Origin of the sequence: Planktothrix tepida PCC 9214, from assembly GCF_900009145.1 — a bacterium.
Classification (GTDB): Bacteria; Cyanobacteriota; Cyanobacteriia; order Cyanobacteriales; family Microcoleaceae; genus Planktothrix; species Planktothrix tepida.
The window spans coordinates 392,463-411,978 of sequence record NZ_LN889802.1 but is presented as its reverse complement, the minus strand read 5'-3'; the positions used below and the strand labels follow the sequence as shown (position 1 = coordinate 411,978).

The 19,516-nt window shown below is 39.0% G+C and carries 11 protein-coding genes and 1 pseudogene; 4 read left to right on the top strand and 8 right to left on the bottom strand.

Annotated features, from left to right (window positions below):
• Positions 1-119 precede the first annotated feature (119 nt).
• From PL9214_RS16095 to smpB, 3 genes are all read left to right on the top strand, one after another.
• Positions 120-6,755: a type I polyketide synthase gene (locus PL9214_RS16095; RefSeq protein WP_072719775.1), complete on the top strand. Its 6,636-nt coding sequence runs from the start codon at positions 120-122 to the stop codon at positions 6,753-6,755.
• A 268-nt stretch (positions 6,756-7,023) separates the two neighbouring features.
• Positions 7,024-8,472, top strand: a complete 1,449-nt coding sequence (locus PL9214_RS16090) for a HAMP domain-containing methyl-accepting chemotaxis protein (protein ID WP_072719774.1) — start codon at positions 7,024-7,026, stop codon at positions 8,470-8,472.
• A 73-nt stretch (positions 8,473-8,545) separates the two neighbouring features.
• Positions 8,546-9,013 (top strand): SsrA-binding protein SmpB, encoded by a 468-nt coding sequence (gene smpB, locus PL9214_RS16085; protein WP_072719773.1) that lies wholly within the window; start codon positions 8,546-8,548, stop codon positions 9,011-9,013.
• Positions 9,014-9,055: 42 nt separating this feature from the next.
• On the opposite strand, the gene PL9214_RS16080 is transcribed toward smpB, so the two are convergent.
• Positions 9,056-10,282 (bottom strand): RNA-guided endonuclease InsQ/TnpB family protein, encoded by a 1,227-nt coding sequence (locus PL9214_RS16080; RefSeq protein ID WP_222425192.1) that lies wholly within the window; start codon positions 10,280-10,282, stop codon positions 9,056-9,058.
• Positions 10,283-10,317: 35 nt separating this feature from the next.
• Here PL9214_RS16080 and tnpA point away from each other — a divergent pair, with 35 nt between their 5' ends.
• Complete coding sequence (gene tnpA, locus PL9214_RS16075) at positions 10,318-10,716, top strand: IS200/IS605 family transposase (RefSeq protein WP_072717176.1); 399 nt, start codon at positions 10,318-10,320, stop codon at positions 10,714-10,716.
• 102 nt (positions 10,717-10,818) lie between these two features.
• On the opposite strand, the gene PL9214_RS16070 is transcribed toward tnpA, so the two are convergent.
• From PL9214_RS16070 to PL9214_RS32340, 7 genes and pseudogenes are all read right to left on the bottom strand, one after another.
• A complete protein-coding gene (locus tag PL9214_RS16070; RefSeq protein WP_139295070.1) occupies positions 10,819-11,568 on the bottom strand; it encodes a hypothetical protein in 750 nt (249 codons plus the stop codon).
• Between the two features lie 180 nt (positions 11,569-11,748).
• Positions 11,749-12,894, bottom strand: a complete 1,146-nt coding sequence (gene cheB / locus PL9214_RS16065; RefSeq protein ID WP_072719771.1) for a chemotaxis-specific protein-glutamate methyltransferase CheB — start codon at positions 12,892-12,894, stop codon at positions 11,749-11,751.
• A gap of 62 nt (positions 12,895-12,956) precedes the next feature.
• Entirely contained in the window at positions 12,957-15,497 is a 2,541-nt protein-coding gene (locus tag PL9214_RS16060; RefSeq protein WP_072720079.1) for a hybrid sensor histidine kinase/response regulator, read from the bottom strand.
• Between the two features lie 42 nt (positions 15,498-15,539).
• A complete protein-coding gene (locus PL9214_RS31310; RefSeq protein WP_186440376.1) occupies positions 15,540-15,716 on the bottom strand; it encodes a hypothetical protein in 177 nt (58 codons plus the stop codon).
• Positions 15,717-15,997: 281 nt separating this feature from the next.
• Complete coding sequence (locus tag PL9214_RS16055; RefSeq protein WP_072720078.1) at positions 15,998-17,446, bottom strand: methyl-accepting chemotaxis protein; 1,449 nt, start codon at positions 17,444-17,446, stop codon at positions 15,998-16,000.
• Positions 17,447-17,529: 83 nt separating this feature from the next.
• Positions 17,530-18,624 carry a chemotaxis protein CheW gene (locus tag PL9214_RS16050; RefSeq protein ID WP_072719770.1) on the bottom strand — a complete coding sequence of 365 codons (1,095 nt, stop codon included), beginning with the start codon at positions 18,622-18,624 and terminating at the stop codon, positions 17,530-17,532.
• A 209-nt stretch (positions 18,625-18,833) separates the two neighbouring features.
• A pseudogene (locus tag PL9214_RS32340) lies at positions 18,834-19,478 on the bottom strand (transposase); the annotation flags it as partial.
• Positions 19,479-19,516: the final 38 nt, after the last annotated feature.

The window sequence follows — 19,516 nt, the reverse complement described above, 5'->3', positions numbered from 1 at the left end:
TAATTTCGCACTCTCAGGAATTGCTACTGAGAAAAAATAACGCGATCACTTGCTCTGTCTAGGCTCTAGGATTCAAAAAATGCAAGGTTTTTCGGAAACTGACAGAAGAGGGTTATGATATGAATCAACCGCTTTCATCTCAACAGTTACTTGAACTTTTAGAGCAAGTTCACAATAAATTGGAGGCAGTTGAACGGGAAAAAACCGAACCCATTGCAATTATTGGTGTAGGTTGTCGATTTCCCGGTAACGTCAACGATCCGGCTTCATTTTGGCAGTTATTACGCAAAGGTGTAGATGCGGTCACAGAAATCCCATCAGACCGATGGGATATTGAAGCTTTCTATGATCCCGATCCCAAAACACCTTTGAAAGCTTATACAAAACAAGGTAGTTTCCTTCAGCAAATAGACCAGTTTGATCCTTTATTTTTTGGGATTTCTCCGAGAGAAGCAGCGAGTTTAGACCCACAACAAAGACTGCTTTTAGAGGTGACTTGGGAAGCTTTGGAAAATGCAGCAATAGCACCCCATCAACTCAAAAATAGTCGCACGAGTGTTTATGTTGGCATTTGCACAGACGATTATGTATCTAACCAAATCATCAACGCAACAACTCGATTAGTCACCCAAGCACTTACAAATCAAGAAGTTTCTACCTCTGTTGATGCCTACACTGGTATCGGTGGTGCTCGTAGTATTGCAGTGGGTCGAATTTCCCATTTTCTCGGATTACAAGGGCCGAATATTCAGTTAGATACCGCCTGTTCTTCTTCTTTAATTGCTGTACATTTGGCGTGTTGTGGTTTGCGTTTAAAAGAATGCAATCTCGCTCTTGTGGGTGGAGTTAACTTGATTTTGTCCCCAGGAAATACAATTGCTCGCTGCCAAATGAAAGCTCTAGCGCCTGACGGTCGTTGCAAGACGTTTGATGCCACCGCAGATGGTTATGGTCAGGGAGAAGGATGTGGGATGGTCGTCGTCAAACGTCTCTCCGATGCTATCAGCGATGGGGATAGAATTTTAGCAGTGATTCGCGGTTCGGCAACCAACCATGATGGGCCGAGTGGTGGTTTGACAGTTCCTAATAAAAAGGCTCAAAAAGATGTGATTGAGCAAGCTTTGAAAAATGCTAGAATTGAACCCCATCAAGTTAGTTATGTAGAAGCTCACGGTACAGGCACAACTTTGGGTGATCCGATTGAATTAGAGGCTTTAGCAGCAGTTTATGGGAAAAACAGGCCTATCAATCAACCTCTAATTGTAGGTTCGGTGAAAACCAATTTTGGACATTTAGAAGCCGCTGCTGGAATTTCTAGTTTAATTAAAGTCGCTTTAGCAATTAAAAATCAGGAAATTCCCCCTCATTTACATTTTAATCAACCCAATCCTTATATCCCTTGGAATCAGATTCCTGTGGTGATTTCAACGAAAGTTATGCCTTGGGAAAAAGCGCCGCGTTTGGCGGGGGTGAGTTCCTTCGGCATGAGTGGCAGCAATGTTCATGTGATTTTGTCAGAAGCTCCAGAAACGGTTAAATCTGAAGAGGGTTTAAAGCGTCCTGTAAATCTGTTAATGCTGTCAGCGAAAACTGAAAATGCTCTCAAAGATTTAGTCTATCGATATCAAAATCATCTACAACTGTATCCCGAACAAAAATTACAAGATGTTTGTTTTACCGCTAATATGGGACGATCTCATTTTCAATATCGTTTAGCTTTATTAGCAACAACCTCTGCCGAACTTGGGGAAAAATTGGCAAATTTCCAGAGGGAAAATCAAGCATCGGGAGCATTTTATGGTCAAGTTCTGAATACGAGCAGACAACCTAAGATTGCTTTTCTATTTACAGGTCAGGGTGCTCAATATCATAGAATGGGATGGGATTTATATCAAACTCAACCTCGCTTTCGTGAAGTTTTACAAGAATGCGATCGCATTCTACAACCTTATTTAGAAATTCCTCTCCTAGAAGCACTTTATTCTAATTTAGAAAATCCCGATCTTATTAACCAAACTGTTTATACTCAACCCGCCTTATTTGCCATTGAATATGCCTTATTCGAGTTATGGAAATCCTGGGGAATCAAACCAGATATTCTGATGGGTCATAGTGTGGGAGAATATGTTGCCGCAACTGTTGCCGGAGTTTTTAGTCTCGAAGAAGGTTTGAAATTAATTGCTGCTAGAGGAAGGTTAATGCAGTTAACCCAAGCGGGTGAAATGGTTTCAGTGTTAGCTTCAGAGTCGGTGGTTAGAAAAGCGATCACACCCTACAATTCACAAGTTTCTATTGCCGCTTTTAACGGGATTGAAAGTATCGTAATTTCGGGAACCAAAGAAGCGATTAGGGCAATTTGTAGTCATTTAGAATCACAAGGAATCAAGACAAAGCAATTACAGGTATCTCATGCTTTCCATTCTCCATTAATGGAACCGATATTAACAGAATTTGCTGCGATCGCTCAACAAATTACCTACAACTTGCCTCAAATTCCACTAATTTCTAATATTACAGGTCAGCAAAATGACCAAAGTATTGCCACCTCTCAATATTGGGTGCAACATCTCAGACAACCTGTAAAGTTTGCTCAGGGTATCGATACATTACATCAGCAGGGATATACAGTTTTTTTGGAAATTGGCCCTCAGCCGATTCTGTTAGGAATGGGTCGTCAATGTCTCCCTGGAAATAAAGCAATATGGTTGCCCTCTTTGCATCCACCTCAAATAGATTCCCAACAAACGTTTTCCAGTTTGGCACAGTTATATGTGCAAGGATTTAAAATAAACTATCCCTATAGAACAGACATCTTGCCTGTTAAAGTTTCCTTACCAACCTATCCCTTTCAACGGCAACGATACTGGATAGAATCGTTACAAGACACACAAAAAAAACTTACCTCCATTACCAGACAAAATAACATTTCTCCGCTTAAACAACTGAATCAAAAAGATATTGAAGAATTAGTTCAAAAGCTGGAAAAAACGGATAAATTTTCAGACAGCCAGCTAGAAATACTTGTTAATTCCTTAAATGATTTGACTAAAAAAGAGCAGAGTCAATTATCAGAACCTAATATTAAAGATTGGCTCTATAAAATTGAGTGGAAACCTTTAAATATTACTCAATCACATCATATTTTCCAACCGAGTCATTGGTTAATCTTTGCTGATTCCAAAGGATTAGGACAAGCCTTAAAGAATCAATTACAGCACCAAGGACATGAATGTAGTTTAGTTTATCGAGCCGATACCTATCAACATTCAGAGACAGGAATTTATCGACTAAATCCCGAACAGCCCCAGGAATTTGATCAACTCTATCAAGCTATTATTGAAAGCAGTACATTACCTTTACAAAAAATTATTCACTTGTGGAGTTTAGATGCTACTACCGAACAGAATTTAACCATTTCTGCCTTAGAAGAATTACAACTTTGGGGATGTGGTAGTGTAATCCACTGGTTACAAGCTGTAATCAAAAACTCCAAGACTATCTTACCGCAATTGTGGTTAATCACTAGAGGATCTCAGCCTGTATTAAACACAGAAAAAATAGCAGTTACTCAATCATCTTTATGGGGATTAGGTCGAGTAATTTCTTGGGAATATTCGCATCTTTGGGGAGGATTAATTGATTTAGATTCTCAAGGTTCACAACAGGAAATAGAAACATTATTGCAACTTGTAATAGACTCGCAAAAACAAGACCATCTCGCCCTACGCAGTGACCAATTATATAAAGCTTCTTTAGTTAAATATAACTTAAAGCCACAAAAAGTAGAAATGTCTTTCTATGAAGAAGCAACCTATCTAATTACTGGAGGATTAGGAGATTTAGGATTACATACTGCCGAGTGGATGGTGTCAAAGGGAGCCAAACATTTAGTATTAATAAGTCGTCGCCCAGCTTCTGAACAAGCACAGAAAAAAATTGAGAGATTAGAAACCGCAGGTGCTAGTATTCATATTTTTTCTAGTGATATCTCTATTGAAACCGATCTAAGCAAAATTATAGACAAAATTCAAACATCCTTACCGCCACTGCGAGGAGTAATTCATGCTGCTGGTATTTTGGATGATGGGATTTTACAAAATATGAGTTGGGAACGTTTTACTCAGGTGATAGCACCGAAAGTAAAAGGGGCTTGCCATCTACACAAACTCACGCAAAAACTATCACTAGACTTCTTTGTTTGTTTCTCTTCAATGGCTTCGTTACTCGGTTCCCCCGGTCAAGGAAACTATGCGGCAGCAAATGCGTTTATAGATGCTTTAGCTTATTATCGCCGTCAGATAGGATTACCAGGATTAACTATTAACTGGGGAGCATGGTCACAAGCTGGAATGGCGACTCGTGTAGCTAGTCAATATCAAAATCGATGGAAAACTTTTGGCATCAGTTCTATTACTCCAAAACAAGGGTTACAAATATTAGGAGAACTTTTACTCAATCAGTCTTCTCCACAGGTGGGAGTGCTAGCCGCAGATTGGTCAATTTTGACAGAACAATGGAGTTTAGGATACCCCAATTCATTACTTTCGGAACTGTTAGAACAGGAGAAATTAGAACAGAAACCAGCAATAACGCCGAAGAATAATCAAGGAATTTTAGAGAAATTAAAAGCAACGACGGAAGCAGAATATAAAGATATTTTGCAAAATTATCTCCTATCTTTAGTTGCCAAGACTCTGCAAATCAATTTATCAGAAATTCCCACCCAGAGGAATCTGATTGAACTGGGTATGGATTCTCTGATGACAATGGAGATTGTGAATCAATTAAGTCAGGATTTGAATTTTATAATTTATCCCAGAGAATTTTATGAACGACCGAGAATAGACTCTTTAACTGAGTATTTGAGTGCTGAACTTAGGAAGCAAGACACCAGCTTAAGTTCCCAACAACTATCCTCCAAAACTTTAGAAATCTTAGAGACACAATCTATTGCTAATTCTCCGTTTGTAACTCCTAGTTCAGAACGTCTCCCTGGGATTATTTTTATCCTTTCTAGTCCTCGGTCTGGGTCAACGTTACTGAGGGTAATGTTAGCAGGTCATCCGGGTTTATTTTCTCCACCTGAATTGCATCTTTTACCCTTTAATACGATGAGAGAACGAGAGGAAAAACTCAAGCTTTCTCATTTGGGTGAAGGTTTACAGAAAGCTTTGATGGCAATTTACAAGTCTAGTGCAGCCGCTAGTCAAGTATTAATTCAAGATAAATGCTTGCAGAATTTTTCTATTCAGCAGATGTATCAGGAAATTCAACAAAATATAGCCCCTCGTTTGCTAGTTGATAAATCTCCATCCTACGCCATAAATCGTGCAATTTTAGAAAGAGCAGAATCTCTATTTGCTAACTCTAAATATATTCACTTAGTTCGTCATCCCTATTCAGTCATTGAATCATTCGTGCGGATGCGGATGCAAAAATTAGCAGGATTAGGAGATGGAAATCCTTACCAATTCGCAGAAGAAATATGGACTAAGAGTAATCAAAATATATTAGATTTTCTGACAAAATTAGAACCCGAACGTCACCATCAGATACGCTATGAGGAATTAGTTCAACAACCCGATAAAATATTATCACAACTCTGCGATTTTCTGAATATTAATTTTAATTCTGCACTTTTGCAACCCTATGAAGGTCATCGCATGACTGAGGGCATTTATGAAAGTTCTTTGTCAATCAGTGATCCCAACTTTCTTAAACACAGTTCTATTGATTCCAGTTTAGGAGATCAATGGAAAACGATTCAATTACCTCATGATTTAGGTAAAGAAACGCAACAGATTGCCCAACAATTCAATTATGAATTCCCTAACTCAATTGACAGGATTTCCTCTGTTAGTAAAAGGGAAGTTGCTCAAATTTTCCAGAGAAAAAATCAGCATGAGGAAAAGTTTTTAGATTTCAAAGGCAAACAGATTTGCTTGTGTAGTTGGGGTTCCCAAAATCATCCTGTCGTCCTGTGTATTCATGGAATTTTGGAACAAGGATTAGCTTGGCAAGAAGTCGCACTTCCTCTAGCAAATGCCGGTTATTGGGTAGTGGCTCCTGATTTATTGGGTCATGGACGTTCTGCTCATTTGGAAATCGCAACCTCTTACAATTCTCTGACATTTTTAGCTCAAATAGATCGGGTGATTCAGGAATTGCCTGACCAACCTTTGTTTTTAGTGGGTCATTCTATGGGGGCAATGTTAGCCGCGATGATTGCGAGTGTACGACCGAATAAAATAAAAGGATTAATGTTAGTAGAACCTCCAGTACCTGCGGCAGAAAAGAAGCAAGAACCCGTTAATCAGCTAACAACTTTTTTAGAATATTTTGCCTCTGCACCTCAACATCCAATCTTCCCAGATGTGGCAACCGCAGCAAGAAGATTGCGTCAAGTTACGCCCGCTCTGTCGGAAGAATTTTCTCATATTCTAGCTGAAAGAACAACCCAACCCTGTGAAGGGGGAGTGATGTGGAGTTGGGATGAAATTCTTCGTACCCGTTCTCCCCTAAGTTTTAGCAGTTTTAATGGAGGTCGAGAGCAATATTTAGCAATGCTTAAACAGATTAAAATTCCGACTATATTAGTCTATGGAGAACACAGTAAACTGAATCGTCCAGAAGATTTGCAACAACAACAAATTGCTATGGTTGAAGCAAAACGAGTCTTTGTTTCAGGAGGACATAATCTTCATATTGAAGCGGCTTATGCTTTGGTATCATTAATTAAGCAGGGGTTGGCTTAAGAAAGTAATCATGATTAATGAAATTGAGAAAATACTTTCTGGACTTGATAGGACACAAATCAAATAGGATTGCTATATAAGTAGGTAGGCTCTATAAAACGCCACTATGTAAACGATTGTAAACCGCTCTAACGCTCTGTAATGGTTGATCGAGGCTTCTTTACATATTGTTACATGGTATAGCTTAATCCTGCCTACCTACTTAGTGTGTCAGTACCTAGCTCCTTGGACGTGTTACAACAGGATCAGAAGTCGAGAAGAGAACGGTATGAAATTAAGTCAAAAATTATATATTGGGTGCGGGATTCCTTTAGCAACCTTAGTGCTCATGGGTTCCTATTCTTTGTATTCTTTTCAACAAATTGATCGTCAAGTTTCCACGATTTATGATGATCGGGTTGTGCCATTACAACAATTAAAAATTGTTTCAGATTCTTATGCAGTTAATATTATTGATTCTGTTAATAAAGTCAATGCTAATATGTTATCCATGGGAGAAGCTTTAAGCTCTGTGAATCAAGCTGAAATTGATATCAGGAAACAATGGAAAGCTTATAAAAACACTAAATTAGAGAACAGAGAGAAACAGTTAGCCAATGAAATCGAGAAATTATTTTTTGATGCCGATTCTCACATCCAAGACTTAAAACAAGTATTAAATGAAAGAAATAAATCTGAGGTTTATAAATCTATAAAAATTTTATATAAAGTGATTGACCCCCTAACTCAAAAGCTAGAAGAATTAAGCAATATTCAATTACAGATTGCAGCCGAAGAACGTCAAAAATCCGCTTTAATTTATCAACAAACTTTAAAAGTGTTTTTACCGCTTTTATTTCTGGCAATCTTAGTCGGTTCTCCTGTAGGATTTCTCGTGATTAGGCGGGGTATTATTTCAACCTTTGAAACCATTATTAATAATATTGTTGTCTCTTCTACAGAAATTGCAGCCGTTGTGGATGAACAGGAACAACTTTCTCTACAACAATCTACCGTCGTTCAGCAAACGAAAAGCTTGATGGAGTCTTTAAATAATGCCTATCAAGAATCCTATGAAAAATCTGAACATACCGTTTTATATGCCGAGAGATCCTTGAATTTAATTGAACAAAATAATCAATCAATAACTGATATTAAAGCCAGAATGGAGCTATTAAATCAGAAAGTCAACCAGATTTCTGAAAAAATGCTCAATTTACAATATCATGCGGAACAAATTAGCCAGATTTCTACCTTAGTCAGTCATATTGCTAATCAAACGAATGTCTTAGCCTTGAATGCTCGTATTGAGTGGGTGCGCTCAGATACTCAGAATCAAGGATTTAGTATTGTCGCCTCTGAAATTAGAGATCTCGCCAATCAAAGTCAAAAATCTGCAAGTAGTATTGATCTGTTAGTTAATGATATTGAAACCGCCGTAGATTCCACAGTCAAAGCTACTCATGCAGGCAAGGAAGCTGTAGAACAAGGGGTACAAATGACTCATAAAATTTCTCAAACATTTATGGGTATGAATGAAATGATGCGCCATGTTGTTTCAGATAATCAACAAAGTTTAAATTGTGCCAAAGATCAGGAACGGGCGATTGAACAAGTGGTTACAGCAATGAATCAACTCAATCGTGCTGTCCAAGAAACAACCGCCGGAATTTCCCAAGTTAAAATTGGAATGGCGAACTTAAAAATCGTCGCTGATCACTTAAAATCAATGGTGTGAACGACCCAACACCAACAAAATTGATATTTTTCTCAGGATTACTGATTGTGGGGAAATCTGCTAAATTGGGAATATGAGCAAAAACAGTGAAGGATATAAAATTGTTAGCGACAACCGCAAAGCCCGCTATCTGTACGAAATTTTAGAAACGTATCAGGCGGGAATCGCCCTCCAGGGAACGGAAGTCAAATCGATTCGGGCGGGTAAAGTTAACCTGCAAGATGCCTATGCCTTAATTCGGGGAGGTGAAGCATGGCTGTTGAATGCCCATATATCACCCTTTGAGAAAGCGGGTAGTTATTTTAATCATGATCCTCGTCGCACCCGCAAACTGTTGCTGCATAAAGAAGAAATTAATAAACTTTTAGGACAAGTCGAACAAAAGGGACTAACATTAGTTCCCTTGAAAATGTATCTTAAAGGCGGACGAGTTAAAATTGACATCGCCGTTGGTCGCGGTAAGAAACTCCACGATAAACGGGAAGATATTCGCCAACGGGATGATAAACGGACAATGGAAAGGGCGATGAAACGGTATTAAATGGGATGTTGACGGTTAATTGTTGACACTCCCACCCCTGCGCTACGCTAAAGGGGTGGGATTCTCGTATCTAGTCCAGTCAAGCAGAGACAGTTGAATATACTCTTGTTTGACTGTATTCACCGAGTTCAGGGGTGTGCCAAGCACCCCATCAGTTAAACCGGATGAATCCATTACAGAAGCATCTCTCTGTAGGTCTAACTGACAAGAAAAACCGTCCCATTGAGCTAGGTTTTTCGCAGCATTCAAATCAGAGTTATGGTAGTGACCATTAGGGCAATTGAAATCATGTCGATTTCTTTTACCAATAAAACCACAGGTTGAACAGGATTTGGAAGTGTATGGCGCAGGTCTTTTAATTAATTTCAATCCTTTAAGAGCCAACTTATAATTAAGTTTCTGTTCCAAAGAATAATAAGACCAATTATGTCGAGATTCACCGGAATCAGAACGAGATTTTTGGCTCTGTTTCATTGTGCTTCGACATCCTTCTAAATCCTCAATAACAACATCAGCATTATGGTATTCGGCAAAACGAACAATTCGACGGCTGATTGTATGATTGATTGCATCCATCCATCGTCGTTCTTTTTTGTCCCATTTCTTTAATGCTCGAAACTTTTTAGCTTCTTGAAGTTGTTTTCTTCGTTGTTGAAAATAACGTCTCCGATGCTTAACGCTTTGACCATTAAAGAACTTACCAAAACCCTGTTTAGGTGCAACTACCGCTAAATTATTCTGTCCTCGGTCACATCCTAATCTTTTCTCCGTCTTAACTTCTGGAACATCCTCAGTAATTGACAGATAGGCATACCACTTATTTCGATGTTTAATTAATTTAAAAGAACCCCCTTGAATTGTTCCCTCTAACAATCCGTCTAAAACAGGTTGCCAATGGGGAGATGCAACTTCAATGGGAATTCTTTTTTCACCTTTAAGGGTTGGAAAACTAATTGAATAAGTATTCCCTTTTAGGGTTAACTTCCAGTTTTGGTTGTTAACTTCCACAGGAAGAACTTTATATTGTTTGGTTTTACGACCTGTGGGTGATGTGGTATGTCGGATTACTTGGTTAACAAGGGCAGATTTTAACTCGGACATAATTTTAGCTGTTGTCATTTTACGCCGTTCTTTAATCGGCAATGACAACAGCTTGTTGGCAACCCGTGTGTTTTCTGCCGTCATTTGCTCAAACACCTGAGCTTTACAACGGTTGAGATCCACGAATTTCAATTTAATCGTCCGAGTTATTTTTGTCATGTCATCCATGATAACATAAGGTTGATGAATCGTGTGTATCGACAATGACAGAAAATCAATATAGAAGAAAAAACACATCAGTTAGTCTGATCAACTATCATTTTGTCTTTTGCCCAAAAAGGAGGAAAAGGGTGTTGGTTAACGGAGTGAGCAGAAGATTAGAGGAAATTATCTACCAAAAAGCAAAAGAGCTAGAATGTGATGTCCTAGCTCTGGAGATAATGCCTGATCATGTGCATTTATTTATTAGTTGTCACCCTTTGATTGCTCCACATCAAATTATGTTCAGAATCAAAGGGGCATCATCAAGAATATTAAGAAAAGAATTTCCTCATTTACTTAAACTACCTTCTTTGTGGAGTCGAAGCTATTATTGTGGGACGGCTGGTTCTGTTTCTAGTGAAACTATCAAAAAGTATATTGCTAACCAAAACTCTCACTAGCCTTCACTCCGCCTAAAGGCGGGTATTCTACATCCCACGCTTGAAAGACGTGGGCTTTGAATACGGTTATTGTAAAATCCGTGTACACAGCTTACGCAACCCTTACCATAACCCCCGAACTGGGCCATTTCCGCCTACGGGACGACAATTTCCGTAGAGTCGTTTACAAACCTCATTCAGCTTATCTTGATTGGGAAGGGGAGTTTTATACCCTTGGAACAATGGCCCTGTAATGATGTCTTCATATTCTTGTTTACTAATTTGTTGAACCGAGACTTGAGATAAAGTTAAACCTGGCGTTAAACTAGAAACTTTTTGTCCTTCTTGAATGGTGATGGGATTAGGATCATTCGGATTATTTCGTGACAATAATTGAATTTTACCTTCCAAAACCCGAATCGTTCCTGTATTACTATTCGTATTATTATTTCTGTCTACATTTAACATATAAATCGTGCCTTGGACTCCCGTTGCAAACTCTAAAAGACAACCATTGGCAGGGCCAGAAGCAATTAAAACTCCTTCTTGGACTTCCACACATTGACCAACGATAATTTTAGAATTTTCCGCCATCCGTCCCGTCGCCCCTGTATTAAAATCAATTTGAGCACGAGCTTGTTCTGTTCTGATATTTTGTCCTAATGTTGCTTGTTCTGGAACTTGAGCCACTTGCTCTTCAATAAAGACTTCATTTTTATTCCCAATAATATCCATCAACGTCGCTAAATTAATTTGCGCTAAAGCCGGAAAATTAATGAAAAAAGAGGTTGCAACTAAACTGAATAGTTTTAAACTTTTGAAAATGGGATTTTGCTGATTACCCTCTTGTTTAAAATTCATCTTCAAGTTCATGTTAATCGTCCTTAATTCAAAACTATAGCGCTACGCGCAAGGGAACAGGGAACAGTAAGAAGAGAAAGGGTTTCAGGATTCACTCCGAAGTTTTAACTGTAATGTGTAGTGCTATATAGCTGAGAATAGGGAATCGGCAATAGAGCATCCTGGAATCAAGAGATAGCAAATCGTGAACAATCAACTCAAGCCCTTGACTCGATTTAATAGAAAGGGTGCAATCTCGTTAACGGATAGAATATATTGGGCTGCCCCTAAAGCAATTGCTTCTGCGGGCATTCCAAAGACAACGCAACTGTCCTGATTTTGGGCAATGGTTAAACCTCCCACCTCAGCAATAGCTTTCATCCCATCAGCACCATCTCGTCCCATTCCGGTTAATAAAATACCCGCACTATTGCTGCCATAAAATTGGGCGACCGATTCTAACGTTGTTGTCACTGAAGGGCGATGACCAGCCAGAGGGGGTGCAGTGGAGTAAGCAAAGCGACCATTCCGACTAAATTCTAAATGATGCCCTTCTGGGGCAAAATAAACACATCCTGCGTGAGGCAGTTCCCCTGGTGTCGCAATTTTAATCGATAAATGACATTCCCCATCAAGCCAAGTCACCAACCCTTGCAAAAATCCCTCACTAATATGCTGAACGCAAACCACGGGAACAGGAAAATTACTCGGAAGTTGGGTCAAAATAGTATGTAATGCTTGGGGGCCACCCGTCGAGGCACCAATCGCCAGCATTTTAATGATTTTAGAAGAAACAAACGGAACCTTTGGGGTATCAGTCCAATTTGAAATAGAGGTAGGGGAAGAACCTATTGTTCTTGTGACGGGTAAGGGGGAAGGAGCAGGAGGAATAGAGAGGCGGTTATTCAAGGGTAAGGGATTTAACGTCTGTTGAGATTTACGATGTTTAGTAAAAACTTTCACCCCAGAAAGCACTTTAATTTTTTGAATTAATTCCTGTCCAATTAACTCATAATCAGAAGCTAAACCTGTTTTGGGTTTGGGAAAGACATCAACAGCCCCAGCATTTAACAGTTGAAAAACATTATGGGTATCATCGGTTTGAACGGAGGCACTAATCACTAAAATTGGACGAGGATAAAGTACCATAACTTCCTGGATAAATTCCAGCCCATTCATTTGGGGCATATGAAAATCGGTACAAATCACGTCCGGTTGTAAAGTGGGAACTAATGTTAATGCTTCCTTACCGGTTTGAGCCGTTCCCACAATACAAAGGTCTGGAGAAATCGATAAAATTCGTTTCAGAATAATTAAAGCAACGGTCGAATCTTCAACAAGGAGAACTCGAATTGGCATTTGTCAAGTGATTGTCAGTTGTCAGTTGACGGTTAACGATCAACGGTCAACACTGACTTTGATCATACCAGTCTTTTTAAAGTCTCTATCAACACTTCCTGATTAAAGGAGGCTTTGGTAATATAAGCATTTGCTCCTGCTTCTGCTCCTTTACGTTTATCTTCATCCGACGCCAGGGAGGTAACAAGAATAATCGGCAGTTCACTATAGTCTTGATTTTGTCGAATTTTGGCGGTTAAACTTAACCCATCAAGATTAGGCATTTGGATATCAGAAACCACAGCATCAAAGGCACGAGCCGTGAGCTTATTAAACCCATCTAACCCATCAACAGCCGTGACCACTTCATAACCCGCAGATTCTAAAATTCGTTTCTCTTGGGTACGAGTAGCAATGGAATCTTCTACTAATAAAATTACCGGTTTATGGGAGGAAGACTCCTGAATATTTAAAGGCGCTCGCCGAGTTGGAGAGGGAATTACACCAGCTTGTTTGCGAATGGATTTGATTAAGTCTTGGGGGCTTAAAATAATACACACTTCCCCCGTTCCTAAAATCGTTGCACCTGCAACATTTCTGACCCGCTTTAATAATTGACTTTGGGGTTTTAACACAACATCCTGCTCATCAATTAAAGCATCAACAAATAATCCTAATTTCTCTTCCCCAACTTTCAGAATAATGCAAGGTAAAGAAACATCAACAGGTTCAGAATTTTCAGTCTTGTTCAAGGTTCGAGGGGAGAAACTTTGTTCGAGATTACCCGCAGGCATGGATAGCCCATTTCCCCCAACTGAAGGGGAAGTTTGAGCGAAACTTTGAAGGAATGATGAGGAAGCCGAACTGCGAGATTTTGTCTCGGTAGACGATATTTTTTCCGATGCCCTTTCAGATTGAATTAAACGAATTTCTAATAAATCTGCGAGTTTGGCTACAGAAATAGGTTGATCTTCAAAAACAATCGTTTCTCGCCCTTCAATTGCAAAAATTTCAGTGGACATCACCAGCCGAGTCATTTGAACAAATTCTACAGGAATGGCATAAGAAATGCCCTGAACCGACACAATTAAAACATGAGCAGTAGCTAAGGTTGTGCCTAATTGAATCCGAAATAAACAACCTTTTCCCGGAGAAGAATCAACTTGAATAATTCCTTTTAATCGTTCAACGTTGGTTCGTACCACATCCATACCAACCCCCCGTCCTGATACTTCGGTAACAACGGTTCGGGTGGTAAAACCAGGGGTAAAAATTAAAGCATGAATTTGTTGGGCACTCATCCCTAATAATTCTTCTGCTTGGCAAATACCTCGTTTTAAAGCCGTTTGTTTAATTTGTTCGATATCTAAACCTCGACCATCATCCCTGACTTCCAACACAACATGGGTTGCCGTTTGATACCCTTTTAACTCAATTTTTGCTAGAGGAACTTTGCCTTTTTGTTCTCGCTCTTCTGGCGTTTCAATTCCATGATCAATGGCATTTCTTAAAATGTGCATTAACGGATCTTTCATTTCTTCTAAAATCCGCTTGTCCGCACGGGTATCTCCGCCCGAAATCACTAATTCGATTTCTTTGCCTTGTTGTCGTGCTAAATCCCGTACCATCCGGGGAAATAAATTAAAAATAGTTGATAAGGGTAATAATCGCAGTGTCCGAACTCCATCTTCAAGTTCGTCACTAATCATTTCTAAGCGGGCAATATCTTCAGAAAAGGTGTTTCTGAGTTGATTAATTAATCGTCCCAACTGTTCTAAACGTTCCGCGCTGCGATGATAATAATTTTGCAGTTGCCCCATTGTTCCATTACCGGAATTTTGATGATTCAGGCGATTTTCTAAGTCATGAACAATAAAGCGATTGACAAAGGCATCTCGGCTCCATTCTTCCCATAAGCTGGTAATTTCTTCAATTTCACTTAATCGATGGGCAATGCGAATTTTTGTTACGGTTAATTCTCCGGTTTGAGTCATTAACCCATCTAAATTCCCCGTCGGAACTCGAATGGTTTCAATTTTATACGCGGCTTCCGGGGTTGTCGTGACGGGAACTTTTTGCTTGGAGGGAGTCGGGGAAATAGGCTCTGGGCTGGGGGTGGGAGGCTGATGAATCTTAACGGGAGCAATTTTATCTTCTTCTGAAGTTTCCACCACTACAGGAGCAGGGGCGGGCGGTTCAGGTTTTACAACAGCAGGGGGAATAGAAACAGTTGCAGCCGGAGTAGCCGGTTTAGCACCCATCAAATAGGCAAGACTATGAAAGGTATTAATTCCAGAAGGTTCTCCGGTCACGGCTGCATGAACCAATTGACCCATCGCATCAATTCCATGGGAAATGCGATCGACTAATTCCGCAGATAGGATCGTTTCTTGACGTTTTAATCCTCCTAATAAATGTTCAATTTGATGGGCTAAAGTGGCAACATCCTTTACCCCTAACATTCCCGCATCCCCTTTGAGGCTATGGGCTTCTCGTAATAATTCTTCAAGTTTGATCAGGTCATGGGGATTTTTCTCCAGATATAACAATCCGTCATTCAAGTTTTGCAAATGTTCTGCACTGGCGGTTTTAAAAACTTCTCGCAGTTCATCATCTTCAATCATCATGGGTGGTTAATCCTTTGACTCTAATTCAATTGTGGACGATTAAACGAGGGTTTGCAGGTTTTTTGCAGTTTCATTTAATTTTTCAATCCCTTGTTTTGTTTGGTTGATACTGGTTGCCATTTCTTTCGCGACAAAATTTAAGTTATTCATCGCATCAACTACTTGTTCAACTGTTATGTCTTTTATCGCCAAAATTAAATTATTAATAGCCTGCATTAATTATTAAAATTTAACATAAGTCTGATGATATAGGGTACATTTCTAACCTCCTTGCACCTTGACCCCCCATTCTCAATTGTAGAGACACACTGTAGTGCATCTCCTTCTCTACACCTGAAATAAATTTCAAGGTTTTGAACACGATGATTCACGCTTATCTCTTTCCCGCATACTATAGCAGTCATCTTAGGAATGAGAACGAAAACTTTATGATTATTTTAACCAATAGGTTTCTCCTTTCCTCAATCCTAATTAAAAAAGTTCATGTCTTGGAACAGTTATGAAACAATGGAGTTAAGATCTAAAGCAACTTCATTTAATTTTTGCATTCCAATTTTAGCTTGACCTAACCCATTCGCCGTTTCCCCGACTCCTTGACTTAAGGTATTCATCGCTTCTAAAACCTGCCCAATAGCAATTGCTTGTTGCTTGACATTGAGAGAAATTTGTTGATTATTTAAAACAACATTATTCACGGCTTCAGCCACCCCAGCAAAAGTATCTGCTGTTTCTCGGGCTAATTCTACACTGGATAATACTGTTTTTGTTCCTTCTTCCGTTGCCATTACCGTTGAATTAATCGCCATTAAAATATCAGCGACCAAAGTATTGATTTTTAAAGCCGATTTTCGACTTTCATCCGCTAATTTACGAATTTCTGTCGCTACAACGGCAAATCCTTTCCCATGTTCTCCGGCTCGAACAGCTTCTACTGCCGCATTTAACGCTAACATATTGGTTTGATTTGCCAAATCACTCACCAATTCCGAAATATTGCCAATTTGATTGGTTTGTTCACTTAATCGAATAATTTGTTGAGCAATGGCTTCAACTTTTTGTTGAAGATTTCCCATCCCCTCTAAGGTGGTACTAACGGCTTTTTTCCCTCCTTCTGTTAAGCCTAACGCTTGTCTAGCTCCGAATGTTGCAGACTCGGCTTGTTCGGCGGTTGATTGAGAAGAAGCACTTAATTCATCCATTGTAGTTGTTGTTTCATGAACAGAAGCTGCCTGTTGGTTCGCGGTTCGTTCCTGTTCTTCAATAGTCGCTGCTATTTCAGTCGAAGAAGTCGCAATCACCTGCGTCGCACGATGAATCGTCCCACTAATATTAACGGCAATAGATAAAGCAATTACAATCGCTGCAATTAGGATAACTATCGAACCCAATGCCAGAGCATATAATAACCACTGTAAAGATTCTTCAGTATTGTTAGTTTTTTGAGCTAACATTGAACGTTCAAACTCAGAGAAACTCATACTTTCTGTATCAAAATCTTGTACATATTGAGTCCCAATTCGAGCTTGCTCAAAGGCTAACTCCAGTTTACCTTGATTGACATAATCAAATGCTCTGCGAGCGACTTGATCATATTGATTAACTAAAGTATTTAAACGATTTAAACGTTCTTTTTGCTGTTCATTGATAATTAAAGGTTCAATATCTTCAGACGCTTTACGATAGGTCTGTAAGCTTGTTTCATATTCAGTCAGGAACTCGGAGTTTTTTAACGCTAAATATCCCCGCAGATTGCGAATCATCCCCTGGGCTCCTCGCTCCATCAAGTTCACTTCTAATATGACATTTTGAACTCGTTCTACTTCTTTAAAGATATTAGAAACTTGATTGATACTACTGTATACGACCACCGTTAACCCAATAAACAAAGCAACAGGGATGGTATAGCCTAATAATAACCGTTCTCGAAGTTTTAAGTTAGTTAGCATTGGATTGTTAATCGTTAATAGTTGACTGTTGACTGTGAGCTTGACCGTTGGTAGAAAATAGAGCACCGACAACCGACATCCCTTTAAACTTCTTGCTCCACAACTAATTCTCCTTGAATCATGATTTTAGGAATATTCAGGATACTCATCATTTTATCCCGATAAAATGCTGTGCCTTGTAAATATTCATCTTGTTTTAAATGGACAGCCGTGGGAATCGTTTTTATTTCGGACTCTTTTAAGTACATCACATCAAAAATCCCTTCTACCACAATTCCAGCAACCATATCATTAATTTTAACAATCATTGCTTTGGATAAGGTCTGAGATATCTCTAACGGTAAATTAACCAATCCTCGAATATCAACTAAGGTTAAAATTTCCCCTCGTAAATTCATATTTCCCACGATATGAAGCGGTGTACAAGGAATGGGTGTAACATGATGAATATCCGTAAACTCTCGAATAATTTCTAAATTCACACCAAAGTATTCCCCATTTAAACCAATGACCGCTAAAGGAACTAACCCCGTAAAATCTTGGTTATCTAGGGAACGTCTTAAATTTTTAGCTCGTTCTTGAAAAAGAGTCCGTTCTTCTGAAGTTGCATCGGGGCAAAAAACAAAATTTTGTTGAGTTTTGAAATGGTTTTTAGTTGAAAATTCTGCGAGTTTTTGTTGATTTTCTTCAAGATTAATTTCTCCTTGGTCTAAATTAATATCTCTTAAGAAATGGCTTATATATTGAATCAGGGTTTCGGGATTCAAGACCATGACTAGATATTCATCTACTTGAGCAATTCCTTGAAGATAATAGGAATTATTAGTAGAATTAAACTTATGTTGAAGATTATAAGCCAATTCGGTTTTAATGGCATCAGTCGTAATCATCTGAACTTCATAAACTTGATTCACAATAATTCCGATTTTAATGTTGTTAAATTTTAAGAGTACAACGCTATCCGATATAGCATAATTGGATGGAGGATACCCTAATCGAATCGTGAGATCAATAATCGGAATTAACTCCCCACGTAGATTAATTAAACCTACTAAATCAGCCGGAGCCGATGGAAGTGGAGTTAATTCGGGGAGGAAAAAAATTTCTTGAACCGCAGAAGCTGCAATTGCATAACGCATTAACCTAATTGCAAAAATAAGATAAGCATGACTATCCATAGGTCGTTAGTATTGGGTGTTAGATCAGGGCTGTTTCAAAGTCGGGGAAAAAGAGTAAAGAAATAGCGATCGCTACTTGATAAAATTAAGAGCGGTCGCTTATTTTTTTCTAAAATAAAGATGCTAACAAGTTTAATAGAAAAACTTAAAAAAGTCAAGGATTACCGGAATGCCCAGGGAACAAGGCATCCCATATGGCTAGTATTATTAAGAGTCATTTTGGGGCTAAATCTTCTTTTCTCTTGCCCAAATTTGCCCTTAATTGAATTCCGAATCTTTTCATCGTCTAACGCCTGTTTCTTAGTAGCTTCACTAAGATTTACTGGGGGTCTCCCTAACGGGAGGCCACTGATTCTAATCCCTTTTTCTTTACACCAAGCTCGGTTGTCTCTAGTTCGGTAAATCTTATCTACATGGACTGACTCAGGATAATGTCCCGTATATTCTTTTGCTTTTTAATTGCATTTCGTCTTTTTTGTCGGGAAGCTCGGCGTTGTTTGGCTATTTCTAGGTAGTCTTTTCTGGCTTTCTTTCTATAAGTTCTGGGTTTCTTTTCTGATTTATCCTGACAGCTTTTCTGCCAACTATCAATGATTTTTTCTGTCTGTTCTCTGGCTTGATTTAAAATTTTTAAGTCCGTTGGATACGTTATATCAGCCGGGGCACAAGTTGTACGACTCTATTAATTTTCCTCGGTTTTTCCTCTCACTTCCTTCTTCAGATCCTGATGGATTTTCTCCGACTGGCTCGTTACTCGCCTCTCGCATTCTTTTGACCATTACCCGATTGACTTTATTGACTAAATTTACATTGATTCTTGTCCGAAAGTGCACTAATATTAAGCTATCAAATGGCAGTTTAAAGCTTTCTGCTGATGTTGTTGGTTGCTCGT